This is a genomic window from Cupriavidus sp. 2SB (assembly GCF_005503625.1).
GTDB lineage: Bacteria > Pseudomonadota > Gammaproteobacteria > Burkholderiales > Burkholderiaceae > Cupriavidus.
On record NZ_SCMX01000010.1, the window covers coordinates 53,735 to 72,009 of the forward strand.

Genomic DNA, 18,275 nt, shown 5'->3' on the forward strand with positions numbered 1-18,275 from the left:
TGGCCTGCGCGGACGACCGATTAGGAGCGGCAACCCGCAAACCCGCGCAAACGCTGGCCCGCCCTAGAGGATTCGAACCTCTGACCGCTCGCTTAGAAGGCGAGTGCTCTATCCAACTGAGCTAAGGGCGGATTGGCCGTTTATTGGCATGCCGTGGCGGCAAGGCGTGCATTCTACCCCACTGTCGGCGCGTCCGAAATCTGATCAGATCGACTCGCGCTCCCGCACGCGGGGGCGACGCGGCATGCCGACGGATTCGGCCGTATCATGCGACGAGACGCAATTGCGGCCCATCTGCTTGGCATCGTAGAGCGCGCGGTCGGCGCGGCGCATCACCGCATCGGCATTTTCACCAGCCTGCCGTTCCGCCATGCCGATACTGACTGTGTAGGTAATAGGATCGGGATCGGACGGACATGGCGTGCCACGCACCAGCGCACTCAGGCGGACACTGATGGCCCGGCCAGTCTCCAGCGTCGTGTCGGGCATCACGATCGCAAATTCCTCGCCACCCAGGCGACCCAGAATGGCATGCTCCGGCGCGGCCTTGCGCAGCATGCCGGCAAAGTGGCGCAGCACGCTGTCCCCGGCCAGGTGTCCGTAGAGATCGTTGATCGCCTTGAAGTGGTCGAGATCGATAAACGCCACGGTACAGGGGGCGCGTTGACGTTCCGCCTGCTTGCACGTGACTTCGAGTTCTTCCCAGAAAGCGCCGCGCGACAGCACATCGGTCAGGTCATCGTGGCGCGCCCGGCGCTCGATGATCCGGCGCAACCGGTCATGGGCCATCAGCGCGAAACTCACCGACAATCCCACCACCCCGAACACGAACCAGACCGTGACACCATCGCGCTGCTCGACCAACGGTAGCGGATGCCCGTCCACCAGCGTCGAAAGTGCCGGCCATGCCTGTGCACCTGCCAACACCGCGCATGTCAGCGCCACCAGCACCAGCGACAGCAGCGCAAGGCGGCCGGTGCCATGCTTGGCAGGCAACCTTGGCACTGTGACGCGCAGCAATTCGAGCAACAGCAACACCTGAACCACCGACGCGACCAGCGTCAACCCAGCCACCGCAGACGGCGCGGAGAGTCCGGCGTTTGCCGATGAGCGGGTCGATACGAACTGTGCAATACCCTGGCTCCCATGCAGCGCCAGCGCGGCAAGGCCGGGCAGGTTCAGGACGGCAAGCATCAGACCCCGCCCTGGCTTGCCAACGAAATGCCGTGTCCCATAGACCATCATCGAAAGCCCGGCAGTCAGCGCCAACTCGGGCAACGCCGTCACCGGCCATTCAGGCCGGTAGGCATGAACCGCCAGCAGGATCACTGCCAGCGTCACGATCAGGTCGCCGACGGCCCACGACGTGAGCCCGCTGCGCGCCATCCCTGCCGAGCGCCGCAACACGGCACAGACGATCGCCATCTGCAGCGCAAACAAGCCTGCGATCAGCACTACCACCTGCGACTGAAACATCTTCATTCCCGTTCACAAAGGCATCGCCGGCGCTCCGCACGCACCCGCCAGCCTTCTGTTTCGCGGCCTGCGAACGGCCGTTCTGTGTTGTTTCCGCAGGTCCGGTTGCCCCGAATGCCGTCGATGCGCACGCATCGGGCGGGGCAATGCTCAGGCACGGCGCAGTCAACGCTTCGCGAGCGCTGCTGGCATGCCATTGTTCTGTTGATCGGGACCAGGTCCGGGTGGGCACTGCTATGCCAGGCGCGAAGCGCCGGGTCGGACCGATACGGTGTGCGGATTATGTCAGCGCGCCGCACCAAGTCAAGCCAAAACAGCCCCGGCTGAAGCAGGGTGCGCCCATGCGCCCCAGCCGTCACAACACCACCACATCCGATCTCTTCGAATGGCAATTGACCTGCGAGGAACAATCGCGATAGAATCGCCGGCTTCGGAGCGTAGCGCAGCCTGGTAGCGCATCTGATTTGGGATCAGAGGGTCGTAGGTTCGAATCCTATCGCTCCGACCAGTATTTGCAGTGGTAAAAGGCAGTTGAAAAAGGGCTCACGCCTTTCAGCGTGAGCCCTTTTTTCTTTTTCCCCTCTCGCTTCAATCCGCAACTGCTCGGAACTTTGCCTGGCGAGGCCTACTAGGACACCAGGCGCGGCGCAAAATCCTCGCTCTTCCTCACCACCACCGGCGCCTCCAGCTCCTCGATATGCGCCTCCAGCAGTCGCATCTGTTTGCGCAAATCGGCAGCCCTGAACAAGTCCCAGACCGCGCAAATGGCGCCGACGCCATACCATTCGATCGGCGCGCCCAGAAAGATGCAGGCCAGCAACGCGAAAATCGCGCTCATTGTGTTTTCCCCGTATTCCGTATCGTTTTAATATCAATGCTCGCGGGAACCCCCGGGCGCCGCGATTCTGCCCCAATGGCATTACGGAAACCACCACGGGTTTCTCGTCCAGACGGTGGATTGCGGCGAGTTGTCCGCTTCCAACCATGACGATGGATGGCCTGCCTGCCGTTGTCGGGCCTGCGAAAACTGGGATCGACGTGCTACAATCGCGCGTCAGTTCGGGGTATCTGAGCATGCCCTGTAACCGGGAGCACGCCGCCTGGCATGCTTGAAATTTCCCGGAAACACCTTGCCCGCTGTCCCCGTGATGTCACGTCCGCGCCGTTTGCTTGCGCGGCTGCTTGCGGCAAGGCAATCGTCTGGGAAATCCGCGCCCCGTCACGATTTACCTGACCCGTCCGGTTGAAGTGCGTTTAGCCTCCAGCCTGACCCGTCGACTTGCCTTCGTTTGGTTGTGCGCGGCTGCCGCCCGATGCGGCGATGCCTGTGCCGCACGGCAAGCCCTGGCGCCTACAGGATACTCACTAACTTCATGCAGCCACGGCTGGCTGCCAGAAAGGAAAACAGATTGGCTAAGGAAGAACTCATTGAATTTGGTGGCGTGGTTTCGGAAGCCCTGCCCGATAACCGTTATCGCGTCACGCTGGAAAACGGTGTGGAAATCTGGGCGTACGCCTCGGGCAAGATGCAGAAGCACCGCATCCGCATCCTGGCCGGTGACCGCGTCACCCTGGAAATGTCGCCGTACGACCTGACCAAGGGCCGTATCAATTTCCGCCACAAGTCCTGAGTTCGCCGGCTCGGTTCTGATGGACGATGCCCCGCTGACACGCGGGTGACATCGCCACTGCCGACACTGACGGGCTACCCGTGGGTCATGCGCCCTGGGTAGCCCGTTTTGTTTTTTGTCGCCGTATCTTGCGGCCGCCGGGACGCCTCACCATACTCGAAACACCCAAGGAAGCCCGAGGAATTCCCTCCCTTATGAATCTGATTCTGTGGCGACATGCCGAAGCAGAAGACTTGCCGGATGCCCTGAGCATCTCGCGCAGCGCCGATTTGCAACGCCCTCTCACGCGCCGCGGGCGCAAGCAAGCCGAGACCTCGGCAGCATGGCTACGCGCCCACCTGCCCGCCGACTTCCGCGTGGTTTGCAGTCCGGCATTGCGCACACGCGAGACGGCGGCCGCGCTGTCGGGCAAAGTGGAAATCATCGACGCCCTTGCACCTGGCGCCGATGTGGGTGCAGTGCTGGCTGCCATCGACTGGCCACAGGGGCACGAGCACACGGTGATCGTGGGTCATCAGCCATGGATTGGCCAGCTATGCAGCCTCCTTCTGGCGGGCCAGGAAATGAACTGGAGCGTGAAGAAAAGCGGCATCTGGTGGCTGGCCGGACGTACGCGCGAGAGCGAGGCGCAGGTGGTGATGCGCGCAGTGATCCAGCCCGATTTCCTCTGAACGTCCTCCCCTTCCGAGACGAAGCCTCATCGGAAGGCTCGTCATCGTGTCGCCACAAGATCGTCACTTTCGGATTTCGGCCATAGCCTGCAACGCAGGTGTGGCCTAAGGTGAACACACACGCGCCCCTTGCCGATTTGACGGTCACGGAATGGTCATCATCGGTTCACGGCGCTGTCACCCGGCCTCTCTACATTGTTTCGAAGCCGTTTCGTCACCAAAAGGACATACTGATGCGAGACCTTCCGACGCCTACCCAGCCGCTTTTCGACTCCTTGCCCACTGGCCTTTCCGGCCAGTCGGCGCGGAGGCGTCTTCCTCGTCAGCCAGCACAACACCAAACCCAGATTCAAGCTTCGGCGCCTGCTTTCAGCGTGGCGTGGGCACGTCACCAGGACGAAGTAACGGAGGCCCAGCGCCTGCGCTACAAGGTCTTTGCCGAGGAAATGGGTGCTCGGCTGAATTCGTCGTCTGCAGAAACAGACGTCGACATGTTCGATGCCTACTGCGACCACCTGATCGTCCGCGATCAGGAAACGCTCAAGGTAGTAGGCACGTACCGCGTACTGCCGCCGCACCAGGCCAAGCGCATTGGCTGCCTCTACGCCGAATCCGAATTCGATCTCGTCCGCCTGGCGCATCTGCGGCCGAAGATGCTCGAACTGGGACGCTCCTGCGTGCATCGCGACTATCGTTCGGGCAGCGTGATCATGGCGCTGTGGGGTGGACTGGGCGAATATCTCCAGCGCTACAACCTCGAATCGATGCTGGGTTGCGCCAGCGTGCCGATGAGCGATGGCGGCCACTATGCAGCCAGCCTCTATCGCCAGTTCGCCGAGAAGTCGCTGGCGCCGATCGAATACCACGCTTTCCCGCGCCTGCCCCTGCCGGTGGACGACCTGAACCAGACGCTCGACGTGGAACCGCCGGCGCTGATCAAGGGTTATCTGCGCCTTGGCGCGAAGATCTGCGGTCTGCCCGCATGGGATCCCGACTTCAACGTCGCAGACTTCCTGACGCTGCTCCGGGTACGTGATATGAACCCGCGCTATGCACGGCACTTCCTGGGCTTGAAGTAAGCCGCACTGGCATCGAAGAAACGGCAACGGCGACCATTCGGTCGCCGTTTTTCATTTCCCTTCCCGATATGGCCGAGGTCAGACGTACACGACCTTGTACCGCTTGCCAACCCGCTCCCACTCGTCGGCTTCCTGCGCGAGGCTGTACTCGACGAGCGGATTGGACTCGATCCAAGCCTTCGGCAATCGCACCTCGAAGCCCTCGTCGAGTTCATCGGAACGCTGCTTCACCTGGATGTCCGGCAGCTTCATGTCGCCACGCCGGCGGCACAGAACAAACGCCAGACGCAGGCTGAACAGCATGCGCCAGTCCACGAACCTGCCGCTGCCCGACAGCTTGCCAAGCTTGCCCGCATGGCCCAGCAACAGGGTGGCAAGGCGCGCCTGATCGGTCTTGGAGAAACCCGGCATGTCCGCGTGCGTGGCGATATAGGCCGAGTGCTTGTGATATCCGCTATGCGAGATCGACATGCCGATCTCGTGAAGGCTCGCCGCCCATCCCAGCAGGGCGAGATTGTCTTCGCGGCGCTCGTGGCGCGGCTCCGGAAACTGCGCAAGGAGTTCGCGCGCAGCGTGTCCCACTCGCGTCGCCTGCGCGCGGTCCGTGGCGTAGCGGCGCATGAACTGGTCCACCGTCACGGTGCGCATGTCTTCGTGGTGGCTGCGTCCGAGCAAGTCATAAAGCACACCAAGGCGCAGCGCGCCGTCGGTCACGTCCATGCGGTCGATATCGAGTTCGGCAAACACGCCGAGCATGATCGACAGCCCGCCCGGCAGTACCGGAATGCGGTCGGCCTTCAGGCCGGTCAGCTTCACGCGATTGGTATTCTCGGCCTTGATCAGCGCGCGCTTCAAGCGCTCCAGCCCTTCCCGCGTGATGCCGTGCTCGGACGGACTCTCATTCATCCCGTTGAGTTCGATCAACTCGGCCAGCGCACGCGCCGTACCCGAGGACCCCACCGCTTGTTGCCAGCCCGCCGACTTGTACTGGCGCACCAGCACCTGAATCTCGCGACGCGCGGCAAGTTCGGCCTGCTTCATCGCATACTCGTCGACATTGCCGCTCGGAAAGAACTGGCGGCTATGCGAGACGCATCCGATATACAGGCTTTCCATCAGCTTGGATTGATAGCCGCTGCCAATGATGAACTCGGTGGAGCCACCGCCGATATCGACCACGAGTCGGTTACCCTGGCAAGCCGGCGCATCATGCGAGGCACCCAGATAGATCAGCCGGGCTTCTTCCCGTCCGGCGATCACTTCGATGGGGAAACCCAGCGCATGTTCGGCTTCGATCAGGAAATCCGAGGCGTTCTTGGCCACACGCAGCGTGTTGGTGGCCACGGCCCGCACCTGCTCGGGTGCGAAGTCGCGCAGGCGGTCGCCAAAGCGGCGCAGCGCGTCGATGCCGCGTCGGCGCGCGGGCTGGTCGAGGTATTTGTCCGGCGTCAGGCCAGCAGCCAGGCGCACCGGCTCGCGCAGGGCATCGACCTGAAAGATCTGACTGGCCGGGCCGGACGCGGTCGGGGTCTCATCCACCCGCCCGATCATCAGGCGGAAGCTGTTGGAGCCCATATCGACGGCGGCCAGCAAGCGAGGAGTTTGTGTCATTGCGTACGTATTGCACAGGATGAGCCCCATCGGAACCCAGGGGCCAAAACCTGAAAGATTATGTCTCTGTCATGTCCACATCATGACAAAATCAAAGTGTCATCAATTTGACACGATTCTATGAAAAAGTCGCCATATCGCCAAAATAAGGTCATTGACATGTCGACGACACCGCCCGGCACGCTGTTGAACCGCGAGCTGGGCATTCTGGAATTCAATTCGCGCGTTCTTGCGCAAGCCGCCGACCCCAATGTTCCGTTGCTGGAAAGGCTGAAGTTCATCTGCATCGTGTCCAGCAATCTGGACGAGTTCTTCGAGATCCGCATGGCCGGGCTGAAGGAACAGTTGCGGGATAACGCGTCGGGCCTCACGCCCGACGGCCTCTCGGTCCAGCAGGCCTACCAGCTTGTCACGGAGCGCACCCAGCGGCTGGTGGCCTCGCAGTATGACATGCTGCAGAACGTGATTTTCCCCGCGCTGGAGAAAGAGGGGGTGTTTTTTCACCTGATGAACACCTGGACCGATGCACAGCGTGCATGGGCTCATGATTTCTTCGTGCGCGAACTGGGACCGGTGCTGACGCCGATCGCACTGGACCCCGCCCATCCCTTTCCGCGCGTACTCAACAAGAGCCTGAACTTCATCGTCGAGCTCTCAGGCAAGGATGCCTTTGGCCGCAATGCTGACCTGGCCATCGTACAGGCACCGCGCGCCCTGCCCCGCGTGGTCCGCATGCCCGAAAAGCTGTCCGGATACGCATACGGCTTCGTGATGCTGTCGTCATTCATGCAGGCGTTTGTCCACGAACTGTTTCCCGCCATCGACGTGCAGGGCTGCTATCAGTTCCGCGTGACGCGCAACTCGGACCTCTTCGTGTCCGAGGACGACATTACCGACCTGCGCGAAGCCCTGCAGGGCGAACTGCCCACGCGCCATTTCGGCGACATGGTGCGGCTGGAAGTCTCGTCGGACACGCCGCCCGCGCTGTCGCGTCGCCTGCTGCTGGAATCCGGGCTGACCGAGCAGGACTTGTATCGCGTCAGTGGTCCGGTGAATCTGGTGCGGTTGATGCAGATTCCCGACCTCGTGGATCGCCCTGCCCTGAAATACCCGCCGCACGTGCCGGCGCCTGTGAAAGCGTTCCCGCCAGGCGCCAATATGTTCGACGTGATCCGGCAGCGCGACGTGCTGCTGCATCATCCGTACGAGAGTTTCTCGTCGGTGCTGGACCTGTTGCAGGCTGCCGCCAACGATCCGAACGTAGTGGCGATCAAGCAGACCGTGTACCGCACCGGCAATGAATCGGCCGTCATGGAAGCGTTGATGACCGCCGCCCGCAACGGCAAGGAAGTCACGGTCGTGGTGGAGTTGCTCGCGCGTTTCGATGAAGAAACCAACATCAACTGGGCAGAACGGCTCGAATCCGCTGGCGCCCATGTGGTCTACGGCGTGGTCGGCCACAAATGCCATGCGAAGCTGTTGCTGGTAGTGAGACGCGAACCCGCCGGGCCCAAGGCCAAGCAGGTGGTGCTGCGCCGCTATGCCCACCTTGGCACCGGCAACTATCATCCGCGCACCGCACGCCTCTACACCGACTTCGGGTTGCTGACGTCGAATGAAGAGGTCTGCGAAGATGTGCATCATGTGTTCCAGTTGCTCACGGGCACGGCCGGCACGATCCGGCTGAACCACCTGTGGCAGTCGCCGTTCACGATGCACAGCAACCTGATCGACCATATCCGCGCCGAGGCCCGCCATGCGCGAGCCGGCAAGCGCGCGCGCATCATCGCCAAGATGAACGCCCTGCTGGAGCCGACGATCATCGACGAGCTCTACAAGGCGTCGCGCGCAGGCGTGAAGATCGACCTGATCGTGCGCGGGGTCTGCGCGCTGCGCCCAGGGGTGCCAGGACTATCGGAAAACATCACGGTGCGATCGATTGTCGGTCGATTCCTGGAACACCACCGCGTCTACTATTTCCATGCGGGTGGCGACGACGTGCTCTATCTGTCGAGCGCCGACTGGATGGACCGCAACCTGTTCCGCCGCGTGGAAGTTGCCTTCCCGGTACTGGACCGCACGCTAAAGGCGCGGGTCATCAAGGAAGGGCTGCAGGTGCATCTGCGCGACAACGCGTCCGCCTGGATCATGCAGCCCGACGGCGAATATGTACGCAAGCCATCGCGTGCCAAGGCGCAGCGGGTAAGCCAGATCGAGTTGCTGGCGACGTTTGGGAACTAACGGAAGGGATTATGTTTTCTCCCCTCTCCCACACAGTGGGAGAGGGGAGAAAACAAGGGAAAAGAAAAAGACTTTACGCCGCGTGCCGCGACGTATCCGCTTCATACCCGCTGCGGTCCACCGGAAACACGATGCGGAATGTGCTGCCACGGCCCACTTCGCTGGTCACGCGCAGGTCCGCATGGTGGCGCGACAGCACGTGCTTGACGATGGCCAGCCCCAGGCCCGTGCCACCGGTGTCGCGCGAACGGCTGCGGTCCACGCGATAAAAACGTTCGGTGAGACGCGGGATATGTTCCGGGGCGATCCCCAGCCCCGTATCGCTGACCGAGAACACGGCATGTCCGTCGGTGTATGTCATGCGGATCGCGATGCGGCCGCCCTCTGGCGTGTAGCGCACCGCGTTCGACACCAGATTCCCGAGCGCCGACAGCAGTTCGCCCTCGGCACCGCGTACCGTCACGCCCGGGTCGATCTCGCTGCGGATCTCGTGGCGATCCTGCGAAAGCGCTTCCGCGTCGTGTACCAGATGGGCCATCAGCGCCCCCACATTGACGCGCTCATGGCATGGCGGCTGGGCATCCGACTCCAGCTTGGCCAGCGCCAGCAGGTCTTCGACGATATGCTGCATCCGCATCGACTGCACAAGCATCAGTTCGATATAGCGATTGCGGTCTTCCTCCGACACTGGCAAGTCGCGCACGGTTTCCAGGAAACCAGTCAGCACTGTGAGCGGCGTCTTCAGTTCGTGCGAGACATTGGCCACGAAGTCGCGGCGCATCGCCTCGGTGTTCTCCACCTTGGTGATGTCCTGGGTGAGCACCAGCTTGCGATTCTCGCCGTAGGGCAGGATCTGCACCGAAGTGATGTTGCGCTTGTGCTCGCCCATATCGCGCATCACCAGCGGCTCGTCGTAACGCTCGCGCGTCAGATAGTGAACGAATTCCGGACGGCGTATCAAGTGGGTGATGCGCTGGCGCACGTCGCGCTTGGCGTTCAGGCCGAAATGCTGCTCGGCCACATCATTGCACCACTCGATCTGATCGGCGTCATCGAGCATCAGCACACCATATGGCGATGCCTGGATGGCCTGGATAAATCGCGTGTGTTGCTGTTCCACCGACAACACCTGCGTGCGCCACCGTTTGACCAGCCGGTGCAGGCGGTAGTAGACCTCGCCCCACAGACCCAACGCGCTAGGAATTTCCCCATAGGCTGGAGCATCCAGCACACGCCACAGCCGATTGATCTGGAACAGGTAATAGCTCAGCAGCAGGAGCAGGGAAACGGAAAGGAACAGCAGGCCGGTGATAGCGCCCGCCGCGGCGTACAGGCCTGCGGCAATGGCTATCAGGCTGACGAGGATGGCCACGGAACGGGCCCAGATGACATTCATGCGAGGGAAAAAGGTTCGGTCGGCAGTCGCATTGCGACAAAGTGTGCCACGAAAGCGTATGCAGGTGGCATGACGCCTGGATTATCCGACATCGGTCTGGGCGGCCCTCGCTGCACCGCCCCCGACCAGGACAACGAAGATCAGTGGCTCGGCGAACGCGCCAGCCGGTAGCCGCTGCCGCGTACCGTTTCGATCATGTTGCTGTAGCCGCCCGGCGTCAGTGCCGCACGCAGGCGCTTGATGTGGACGTCGACCGTGCGCTCCTCAACGAAAACGTGATCGCCCCAGACTTGATCCAGCAGTTGCGACCGGCTGTGCACCCGTTCCGGATGCGTCATCAGGAAGTGCAGCAGGCGGAACTCCGTAGGACCCAGGTCCAGCTTGATCGGACCGGTCTCGTCCTGCCCCGTGACGCGATGCGTTGCGGGGTCCAGACGCAAGCCGTTGATCGCCACCACGTCGTCGGTCAGTTGGGGCGCACGGCGGCGCAGAACCGCCTTGATACGTGCCAGCAGTTCCTTGGGCGAGAAAGGCTTGGTGACGTAATCGTCCGCACCGGCTTCCAGACCCATGACCTTGTCCTGCTCCTCGCTGCGCGCGGTGAGCATGATGATCGGGATCTGCTTGGTACGGTCGTTGGTGCGCAGTTCCTTGGCAAAGGTGGCGCCCGACTTGCCCGGGAGCATCCAGTCCAGCAGAACGAGGTCGGGCAGGACATCGCTCATCAGTGACAACGCCTGCTCGGCGTTGTACGCGCGGATCGGATAGTGCCCCGCGTGCTGGAGATTGACGGCAATCAGCTCGGCGATTGCCGGTTCGTCTTCAACAACGAGAATACTGCTTGGCATGTAGTTTTTTCTCCGCTTATCGATGCTGGCGCGTTATCAGCTCAGGGCTTCGCGCTCCATGTCTTCCCGTGAAGTGTGGCGAACGTCCGTCCCCTTCACGATGTAGATGATGAATTCTGCAATATTCTTGGCGTGGTCACCGATGCGTTCGATGGCCTTGGCGATGAACAGGAAATCCAGCGCCACCGAGATCGTGCGCGGGTCTTCCATCATGTACGTGATCAGCTTGCGCACGAACGCGCGGAATTCCTCGTCGATCGCCTTGTCGTCCTTGACGATGCGCGCAGCCGCCACGGTGTCGAGCCGTGCGAACGCGTCCAGCGCCTGGCGCAGCAGCGTGATCGCCATTTCGCCGGACAGCTTCACTTCCGCGTAGTTGATGTTGTGCGCGGCGGCATCTTCCATGATGTGCTTGGTCCGCTTGGCCACCTTCTCGGCCTCGTCGCCCGCACGCTCAAGGTTCGTGATCGTCTTCGAGATGGCCATCACCAGGCGCAGGTCGCGCGCGGTGGGCTGGCGGCGGGCGATGATGTTGCCGCAATCCGCGTCGATCTCCACTTCCAGCGCGTTGAGCTGGTGTTCGCGGGCGATGACCTGATCGGCCAGATCGGCGTCGAAATCGGCCAGCGCGCGCATGGCCAGTTCGATCTGCGCTTCCACCAGGCCACCCATTTGCAGCAGCTTGGTATTGATGGCGTTGAGGTCTGCGTCGAACTGGGTCGAAAGGTGCTTGTCAGTCATGGTCTTCTCCTGGCCTCTAACCTGCGAATCAGCCGAAGCGGCCGGTGATGTAGTCTTCGGTTTCCTTCCGGTGCGGCTTGATGAAGATCTTCTCGGTCTCGCCGAATTCGATCAGCTCGCCCAGGTACATATACGCCGTGTAGTCCGAGCAGCGCGCCGCCTGTTGCATGTTGTGGGTCACGATCACCACCGTGTACTCGTCCTTGAGTTCGGCGATGAGTTCCTCGATGCGGCCCGTGGAAATCGGGTCCAGCGCCGAGCACGGTTCGTCGAGCAGCAGCACTTCCGGGCGGATGGCGATGCCGCGGGCGATACACAGACGCTGCTGCTGGCCGCCGGACAGGCCGTAGCCGGACTGGTGCAGCTTGTCCTTGGCTTCATTCCAGAGCGCGGCCTTCGAAAGCGCCCACTCCACGCGGTCGTCCATTTCCGAGCGCGATAGCTTCTCGAACAGGCGCACGCCGAATGCGATGTTGTCATAGATCGACATCGGGAACGGCGTCGGCTTCTGGAACACCATGCCAACCTTGGCGCGCAGCAGGGAAATGTCTTCCTTGCTGGTCAGCAGGTTGGTGCCGTCCATGTTGATCTCGCCCTCGGCGCGTTGTTCCGGGTACAGCGCATACATCTTGTTGAACGTGCGCAGCAGCGTGGACTTTCCGCAGCCGGACGGGCCGATGAACGCCGTGACCTTGCGGTCCGGGATCGACATGTTGATGTTCTTCAGCGCGTGAAACTGGTTGTAGAAGAAGTTCAGGTTCCGCACGTCGATCTTGGCGCGCACGGTATCGGGAATATCGATGACGGTAGAGGTCATGCTGATGTCTCGCTTGAATTCGGTAGTCGGGCTGGGTGCCGGTTATTTCTTGAACAGCATGCGCGCGATGATGTTCAGCGCAAGCACACCAACAGTGATCAGGAACACACCGGCCCAGGCCAGTTGCTGCCATTCCGTGAACGGGCTCATGGCAAAGCGGAAGATCGTGACCGGCAGGTTGGCCATCGGCTTGTTCAGGTCGCTGGTCCAGAACTGGTTCGACAGCGCAGTGAACAGCAGCGGCGCGGTTTCGCCAGCGATACGTGCCACCGCCAGCAGCACGCCGGTGATGATGCCTGCGTACGACGACTTGACCGTGATCGACAGCACCATCTTCCACTTGGGCGTGCCCAGCGCCACGGCCGCTTCACGCAGTGCATTCGGCACCAGGTTCAGCATGTTCTCGGTGGTGCGGACGACGATGGGAATCTGCAGCAGCGCCAGCGCACAAATGCCGGCCCAACCCGAGAAGTGGCCCATGCGAGTCACCACGAGGGCATAGACGAACAGGCCGATCACGATCGACGGCGCCGACAACAGGATGTCGTTGATGAAGCGCGTGAAGCTGGCCAGGTAAGACTTCTGGCCATATTCGGCCAGGTAGATACCGGCCAGGATGCCCAGCGGCGTGCCGATCAGCGTGGCCACGCCCACCATCACGAAACTGCCGAAGATGGCATTGGCCAGACCGCCGCCGGCGGTATTCGGCGCCGGCGTCATCTGGGTGAACAGGTCGATCGACAACCCGCCCACACCCAGCGTGATCGTGGTCCAGAGAATCCACGCCAGCCAGAACAGGCCGAAGATCATGGCGCCCAGCGAGGCAGCCAGTGCAATCAGGTTGATACGGCGGCGGCTGTTCTGCAGGCGGCCGCGCACGACGTCCGCATCAGGGCGAACTGCCGGAATCGACGACGAAGACATGGTGTGACTGGCTTGGTTCATTTGCCACCCTCATTCTTGGCTAGGCGCAGCAGCAGGAGCTTGGACAGCGCCAGCACCACGAAGGTAATGAAGAACAGGATCAGGCCCAGTTCCATCAGCGCCGCGGTGTGCAGGCCAGCGCCGGCTTCGGCAAACTCGTTGGCCAGCGCGGAGGTGATGCTGTTACCCGGCGAAAACAACGACACGTTGTCCAGCAGGTTGGTATTGCCGATCACGAACGTGACGGCCATGGTTTCACCCAGCGCACGGCCCAGGCCGAGCATCACGCCGCCGATGACACCGGCACGCGTGTAGGGCAGCACCACGCGCCACATCACTTCCCACGTCGTGCAACCCACACCGTAGGCGGACTCCTTGAGCAGCACCGGCGTGACTTCGAACACATCGCGCATCACCGAGGCGATGTAGGGAATGATCATGATCGCGAGAATCACGCCTGCGCACAGCAGGCCGATACCCAGCGGGGCACCCTGGAACAGCTTGCCGATCACGGGCAACTGGCCCACGGTATTCGACAGCGGCTTCTGGAAGTACTCGCCGAAGATCGGCGCGAACACGAGCAGACCCCACATGCCGTAGACGATGGACGGCACCGCTGCAAGCAGTTCGATGGCAGTGCCGAGCGGCCGGCGCAGCCAGACTGGCGACAGTTCGGTAAGAAACAGTGCAATGCCGAAGCTGACCGGCACAGCGATGATAAGGGCGATCAGCGACGTCACTACGGTGCCGTAGATCGGCACGAGCGCGCCGTAGACGTCGGCGGGTGGATCCCACTCGGCGGTCCACAGGAACGCGAAGCCGAATTGCTTGATCGACGGCCATGCGCTGATGGCCAGTGACACGATGATGCCGCCCAGCAGCAACAACGTCACGATGGCGGCGCCGCGGGTCAGGCCGCCGAACAGGATGTCGCCAAGACGGCTTGGAGGCCGGACGGCTGGGAGATCGGACGTAGTCGCCATGATGGGGAAACGTTGGGTGGATCGGTTGCCGCGGCGCCATTCCGGCCACCGCGGCACCGCCGCCCTGTGCCGCATCAGCGACATCGGGCGACAGGTCTTGCTTTCAGCAACCCACTACTGCGGGTTGCCAAAGTCCTGCTGACAGACAGAGCTTAGTACAGGGACTTAGTACAGCGACTTGCCCGAACCGTCCTTGACGCTTTGCTTCCACGTGGCGCGGATCTGGTTCACGACCGCTTCCGGCAGCGGCACGTAGTCCAGGTCCGTGGCCATCGCGCCACCGCTCTTGTAGGCCCAGTCAAAGAACTTCAGCACTTCCTGGCCTTGCGCAGCCTTGTCCTGGGTCTTGTGGACCAGAATGAAGGTGGCGCCGGCGATCGGCCATGCACCCTTGCCCGACTGGTTCGTCAGGATCTGATAGAACGACTTGTTCCAGTCGGCGCCAGCAGCAGCAGCCTTGAACGCGTCGTCGCTCGGCTGCACCACTTCACCAGCAGCGTTCTTCATGACCAGGTGGATCATCTTGTTCTGCTTGGCGTAGGCGTACTCGACGTAGCCGATGGCGCCGTTCAGGCGTTGCACAAAGGCGGCCACGCCTTCGTTGCCCTTGCCGCCCGTGCCGCCACCCGGCCAGTTGACGGTGGTGCCTTCACCCACGGTGCTCTTCCAGTCGGGGCTGACCTTCGACAGGTAGTTCGTGAAGATGAACGTCGTGCCCGAGCCGTCAGCGCGGCGCACCGGCAGGATGTCCTGGCTCGGCAGCGAAACCTTCGGGTTCAGCGCCTTGATGGCCGGATCGTCCCACTTCTTGATCTTGCCCAGGTAGATGTTGGCCAGCACGTCACCCGTGATGGTCAGTTCGCCCGGCTTCACACCTTGCAGGTTGATCACAGGCACCACGCCGCCGATCACGGTCGGGAACTGGACCAGGTTGCCCTTGGCCAGTTCTTCGTCCTTCAGCGGAGCGTCCGAGGCACCGAAATCAACGGTCTTGGCGCCGATCTGTTTGATGCCGCCCGACGAACCGATCGATTGATAGTTGACCTTGTTACCCGTTGCTTTTTGGTAGGCGTCTGCCCATTTGGAATACACGGGCGCCGGGAACGAGGCGCCTGCACCGGTAATTTCCGCCGCGAACGCAGTACCCGCTACGACCATCGAAACGATGCCTGCTACGGCAGTCTTGACCAGCTTCATATGTCCTCCAGAGAACATGGTTGGGGAATGACAAATTTTTGACAAGGCGAACTTTATGCTCCCTGTGTGACAGTTCCATGACATCCCCAAATCTTCTTCAAGCTCTCCGCCATATGGCCGATATCCGCGCCTTCGTCACGAATTTGTCGCACCGCCGTGCTGTAATCGCCACTCGATTTTGCGCTGCCCTCCTCTTCCTCCATGACCGTGCTGTCACATTCTGTGCTGCACCCTGTCCGGCGGTTAATTGCCAAATTTGAAAAAAAAAGCCACGGCGGGAGCCATGGCTTTCGTCTGGAACCTACGGTGACTGAATCGCGTCAGGCAGCGCGCAGCGCGTTGGCCAGCGTCTGGGCCGCACGCTCGGCGGTCTCCACCTGCTCGGCTTCCACCATCACGCGCACGACCGGCTCCGTACCCGAGGCGCGAATCAGCACGCGGCCGCGGCCCTCCAGTTCCGGCTCGACTTGCGCGCGTGCCGCGCTCAAGCCCGCATGGCCTTCCCAGTCAAAGCCCTTCTCCACGCGCACGTTGATCAGCGTTTGCGGGAAAAGGCTCACGCCATCGAGCAGTTGCGACAGCGTCTTGCCGCTACGGCGCAGGGCAGCCAGCACCTGCAGCGCCGAGACGATACCATCGCCCGTGGTATGGCGATCCAGGCAAAGCAAGTGGCCCGAGCCTTCGCCACCCAGTTGCCAGCCGCGCTTGTTGAGTTCTTCGAGCACGTAGCGGTCGCCCACCTTGGCGCGGACAAACTCGACGCCCTGGCGCTTGAGCGCCAGTTCCACCGCCATGTTGGTCATCAACGTGCCAACTGCGCCTTCCACCTTCTGACCGGAAGCCAGGCGATCGCGCACGATCAGGTACAACAGTTCATCGCCGTTGTAGAGGCGGCCTTGTCCGTCCACCACCTGCAGCCGGTCCGCATCGCCATCGAATGCCAGCCCCAGGTCAGCGCGATGATGGCGCACGGCCTCTACCAGTTTTTCCGGCGCGGTAGCGCCATACCCGGCGTTGATGTTGCGGCCATCGGGCTGGTTACCGATCGGCACCACCTCGGCACCCAGTTCGTGAAAGACATGCGGTGCGATGTGGTACGCGGCGCCATGGGCGCAGTCCACCACGATGCGCAGCCCGTGCAAATCCTGTTCGTACGGGAACGTGCTCTTGCAGAACTCGATGTAACGGCCCGCCGCATCGTCGATTCGCTTTGCGCGGCCCAGGTCTTCGGAGCGCACACATAGCATCGGTTCATCGAGTTGCGCTTCGATCTTGGCTTCGAGTTCATCAGGCAACTTGTCGCCCGAGGCCGAGAAGAACTTGATGCCGTTGTCGTAGTACGGATTGTGGCTGGCGGAAATCACCACGCCTGCCGCCAGGCGCAGCGCGCGGGTCAGGTAAGCAATCGCCGGTGTCGGCAACGGACCGGTCAGTTGCACATTCACCCCTGCGGCCGTGAATCCAGCCTCCAGCGCGGCTTCAAGCATGTAGCCAGAGACGCGGGTGTCCTTGCCGATCAATACGGTCGGCTTGCCCTGCGTGGTCTTTTGCCCAAGGGCCAGCACCTTGCCGGCCGCATAGCCGAGCCGCATCACGAAATCCGGCGTGATCGGCGTTTCGCCGACACGTCCACGCACACCATCCGTCCCGAAATATTTGCGAGTCATCGTTCTGTTTCTCCCAATTCTCACCACGATCACCGTGGTTACTGTATTTGCCGTACGTCTATGCGTCTGCTGGCCTGTTCGTCGGTTCTTGCGGCTGTCGCTTACGGCGCTACCGATTCATGGCGGATCGCCCACCAGACCTTCAGGGCATCCACGGTTTGTTCCACGTCGTGCACGCGCACGATGAATGCGCCCCGCTCGGCGGCGCAGACCGCCGCGGCGATACTGGCTGCCACACGTTCCTGCGGCGGCTTCCCACCCACGATGGCACCAAGCGTCGACTTGCGCGACAGGCCAGCCAACACCGGCAGCCCATCGATCGCCAGTCGCGTCATCTGCCCCAGCAGGCGCAGATTATGATCCGGCGTCTTGCCAAAGCCAAAGCCCGGATCGAGCGAAATGCGCGAATCGTCCACGCCCGCCGCCCGAAGGGTTGACACGCGCTCGCGCAGGAATGCTTCCACCTCGGCGACTACATCATCGTATTGCGGGTCTTCCTGCATCGTCTGCGGGTCACGCTGCATATGCATGATGCAAAGCGCCGCTTGCCCGGCAACCACGGCTTGCACCGCGCCCGGCATACGAAAGCCCCAGATATCGTTGATCAAATCGGCTCCGCCCGCCAGCGCGGCGCGCATCACCTCGGGCTTGTACGTGTCGATTGACAACGGTTTGCCGCAATTCGCCAGCGCTTCGACGATGGGCATCACGCGTGCGAGTTCCTCATCGAGCGGCAGTGCAGCGGAACCCGGACGGCTCGATTCGCCGCCGATATCGATGATATCGACGCCCTCCGCGATCATCCGCTCCGCATGCCGGATAGCCGCATCGCGCGAGGCATGCCGCCCGCCGTCCGAGAACGAATCGGGCGTCACGTTGAGAATGCCCATCACGAGTGGGCGGCGGTCGCGGGCGAACCGGTAACGCCCGCACTGGAAAAACTCGCTCGACAAGATTGACGTCCTCAAAAACAAAAAAGCCGGTGCACCAGGC

Annotated in this window: 16 protein-coding genes and 2 tRNA genes; 5 read left to right on the top strand and 13 right to left on the bottom strand. The window is 62.1% G+C overall.

Annotated features, from left to right (window positions below; all coding sequences use genetic code 11):
• Window positions 1-54: 54 nt before the first annotated feature.
• Window positions 55-131: transfer RNA gene (locus FFS21_RS07035), tRNA-Arg, on the bottom strand.
• Window positions 132-204: 73 nt separating this feature from the next.
• Window positions 205-1,476 (bottom strand): sensor domain-containing diguanylate cyclase, encoded by a 1,272-nt coding sequence (locus tag FFS21_RS07040; RefSeq protein ID WP_137924256.1) that lies wholly within the window; start codon window positions 1,474-1,476, stop codon window positions 205-207.
• A gap of 431 nt (window positions 1,477-1,907) precedes the next feature.
• Between FFS21_RS07040 and FFS21_RS07045 the strand changes: the two genes are divergently transcribed.
• Window positions 1,908-1,984 (top strand) — tRNA-Pro (locus tag FFS21_RS07045).
• A gap of 120 nt (window positions 1,985-2,104) precedes the next feature.
• Here the strand turns inward: FFS21_RS07045 and FFS21_RS07050 are convergent.
• A complete protein-coding gene (locus FFS21_RS07050) occupies window positions 2,105-2,314 on the bottom strand; it encodes a hypothetical protein (RefSeq protein ID WP_137924195.1) in 210 nt (69 codons plus the stop codon).
• 571 nt (window positions 2,315-2,885) lie between these two features.
• Between FFS21_RS07050 and infA the strand changes: the two genes are divergently transcribed.
• The 3 genes from infA (at window position 2,886) to FFS21_RS07065 (ending at window position 4,857) form a co-directional block, all read left to right on the top strand.
• A complete protein-coding gene (gene infA / locus FFS21_RS07055; protein WP_008641674.1) occupies window positions 2,886-3,107 on the top strand; it encodes a translation initiation factor IF-1 in 222 nt (73 codons plus the stop codon).
• A gap of 194 nt (window positions 3,108-3,301) precedes the next feature.
• Window positions 3,302-3,778 carry a SixA phosphatase family protein gene (locus FFS21_RS07060; protein WP_137924196.1) on the top strand — a complete coding sequence of 159 codons (477 nt, stop codon included), beginning with the start codon at window positions 3,302-3,304 and terminating at the stop codon, window positions 3,776-3,778.
• Between the two features lie 233 nt (window positions 3,779-4,011).
• Window positions 4,012-4,857: a GNAT family N-acetyltransferase gene (locus FFS21_RS07065; protein WP_137924197.1), complete on the top strand. Its 846-nt coding sequence runs from the start codon at window positions 4,012-4,014 to the stop codon at window positions 4,855-4,857.
• 78 nt (window positions 4,858-4,935) lie between these two features.
• On the opposite strand, the gene ppx is transcribed toward FFS21_RS07065, so the two are convergent.
• A complete protein-coding gene (gene ppx / locus FFS21_RS07070; protein ID WP_137924198.1) occupies window positions 4,936-6,468 on the bottom strand; it encodes an exopolyphosphatase in 1,533 nt (510 codons plus the stop codon).
• A 120-nt stretch (window positions 6,469-6,588) separates the two neighbouring features.
• On the opposite strand from ppx, the gene ppk1 reads away from it, so the two are divergent.
• Window positions 6,589-8,709 carry a polyphosphate kinase 1 gene (gene ppk1 / locus FFS21_RS07075; RefSeq protein ID WP_137924199.1) on the top strand — a complete coding sequence of 707 codons (2,121 nt, stop codon included), beginning with the start codon at window positions 6,589-6,591 and terminating at the stop codon, window positions 8,707-8,709.
• Between the two features lie 73 nt (window positions 8,710-8,782).
• On the opposite strand, the gene phoR is transcribed toward ppk1, so the two are convergent.
• The 9 genes from phoR to folP all read right to left on the bottom strand — a co-directional run bounded on the left by phoR (window position 8,783) and on the right by folP (window position 18,235).
• A complete protein-coding gene (phoR, locus tag FFS21_RS07080) occupies window positions 8,783-10,105 on the bottom strand; it encodes a phosphate regulon sensor histidine kinase PhoR (protein WP_137924200.1) in 1,323 nt (440 codons plus the stop codon).
• Between the two features lie 140 nt (window positions 10,106-10,245).
• The gene (gene phoB / locus FFS21_RS07085; RefSeq protein WP_137924201.1) at window positions 10,246-10,953 is read right to left on the bottom strand and encodes a phosphate regulon transcriptional regulator PhoB; all 708 of its coding nucleotides are present in this window, start codon (window positions 10,951-10,953) and stop codon (window positions 10,246-10,248) included.
• 36 nt (window positions 10,954-10,989) lie between these two features.
• Window positions 10,990-11,694 carry a phosphate signaling complex protein PhoU gene (phoU, locus tag FFS21_RS07090; protein ID WP_137924202.1) on the bottom strand — a complete coding sequence of 235 codons (705 nt, stop codon included), beginning with the start codon at window positions 11,692-11,694 and terminating at the stop codon, window positions 10,990-10,992.
• Window positions 11,695-11,722: 28 nt separating this feature from the next.
• Window positions 11,723-12,511, bottom strand: a complete 789-nt coding sequence (gene pstB, locus FFS21_RS07095) for a phosphate ABC transporter ATP-binding protein PstB (RefSeq protein WP_137924203.1) — start codon at window positions 12,509-12,511, stop codon at window positions 11,723-11,725.
• Between the two features lie 42 nt (window positions 12,512-12,553).
• Window positions 12,554-13,456 carry a phosphate ABC transporter permease PstA gene (gene pstA / locus FFS21_RS07100; protein WP_137924204.1) on the bottom strand — a complete coding sequence of 301 codons (903 nt, stop codon included), beginning with the start codon at window positions 13,454-13,456 and terminating at the stop codon, window positions 12,554-12,556.
• Complete coding sequence (gene pstC / locus FFS21_RS07105; protein WP_137924205.1) at window positions 13,453-14,418, bottom strand: phosphate ABC transporter permease PstC; 966 nt, start codon at window positions 14,416-14,418, stop codon at window positions 13,453-13,455. The genes pstA and pstC overlap by 4 nt, the downstream gene beginning before the upstream one ends.
• A 165-nt stretch (window positions 14,419-14,583) precedes the next feature.
• The gene (gene pstS / locus FFS21_RS07110) at window positions 14,584-15,615 is read right to left on the bottom strand and encodes a phosphate ABC transporter substrate-binding protein PstS (RefSeq protein WP_137924206.1); all 1,032 of its coding nucleotides are present in this window, start codon (window positions 15,613-15,615) and stop codon (window positions 14,584-14,586) included.
• 320 nt (window positions 15,616-15,935) lie between these two features.
• On the bottom strand, window positions 15,936-17,282 hold the full coding sequence (gene glmM, locus FFS21_RS07115) for a phosphoglucosamine mutase (protein WP_137924207.1): 1,347 nt from the start codon (window positions 17,280-17,282) through the stop codon (window positions 15,936-15,938).
• A gap of 101 nt (window positions 17,283-17,383) precedes the next feature.
• A complete protein-coding gene (folP, locus tag FFS21_RS07120; protein WP_137924208.1) occupies window positions 17,384-18,235 on the bottom strand; it encodes a dihydropteroate synthase in 852 nt (283 codons plus the stop codon).
• Between the last annotated feature and the right edge of the window lie 40 nt (window positions 18,236-18,275).

What these genes read in the sequence shown, in the direction of transcription:
- FFS21_RS07040 (WP_137924256.1), bottom strand. Translation starts at nt 1,476, where the DNA reads ATGTTTCAGTCGCAGGTGGTAGTGCTGATCGCAGGCTTGTTTGCGCTG.
- FFS21_RS07050 (WP_137924195.1), bottom strand. Translation starts at nt 2,314, where the DNA reads ATGAGCGCGATTTTCGCGTTGCTGGCCTGCATCTTTCTGGGCGCGCCG.
- FFS21_RS07060 (WP_137924196.1), top strand. Translation starts at nt 3,302, where the DNA reads ATGAATCTGATTCTGTGGCGACATGCCGAAGCAGAAGACTTGCCGGAT.
- FFS21_RS07065 (WP_137924197.1), top strand. Translation starts at nt 4,012, where the DNA reads ATGCGAGACCTTCCGACGCCTACCCAGCCGCTTTTCGACTCCTTGCCC.
- ppx (WP_137924198.1), bottom strand. Translation starts at nt 6,468, where the DNA reads ATGACACAAACTCCTCGCTTGCTGGCCGCCGTCGATATGGGCTCCAAC.
- ppk1 (WP_137924199.1), top strand. Translation starts at nt 6,589, where the DNA reads ATGAAAAAGTCGCCATATCGCCAAAATAAGGTCATTGACATGTCGACG.
- phoR (WP_137924200.1), bottom strand. Translation starts at nt 10,105, where the DNA reads ATGAATGTCATCTGGGCCCGTTCCGTGGCCATCCTCGTCAGCCTGATA.
- phoB (WP_137924201.1), bottom strand. Translation starts at nt 10,953, where the DNA reads ATGCCAAGCAGTATTCTCGTTGTTGAAGACGAACCGGCAATCGCCGAG.
- phoU (WP_137924202.1), bottom strand. Translation starts at nt 11,694, where the DNA reads ATGACTGACAAGCACCTTTCGACCCAGTTCGACGCAGACCTCAACGCC.
- pstB (WP_137924203.1), bottom strand. Translation starts at nt 12,511, where the DNA reads ATGACCTCTACCGTCATCGATATTCCCGATACCGTGCGCGCCAAGATC.
- pstA (WP_137924204.1), bottom strand. Translation starts at nt 13,456, where the DNA reads ATGAACCAAGCCAGTCACACCATGTCTTCGTCGTCGATTCCGGCAGTT.
- pstC (WP_137924205.1), bottom strand. Translation starts at nt 14,418, where the DNA reads ATGGCGACTACGTCCGATCTCCCAGCCGTCCGGCCTCCAAGCCGTCTT.
- pstS (WP_137924206.1), bottom strand. Translation starts at nt 15,615, where the DNA reads ATGAAGCTGGTCAAGACTGCCGTAGCAGGCATCGTTTCGATGGTCGTA.
- glmM (WP_137924207.1), bottom strand. Translation starts at nt 17,282, where the DNA reads ATGACTCGCAAATATTTCGGGACGGATGGTGTGCGTGGACGTGTCGGC.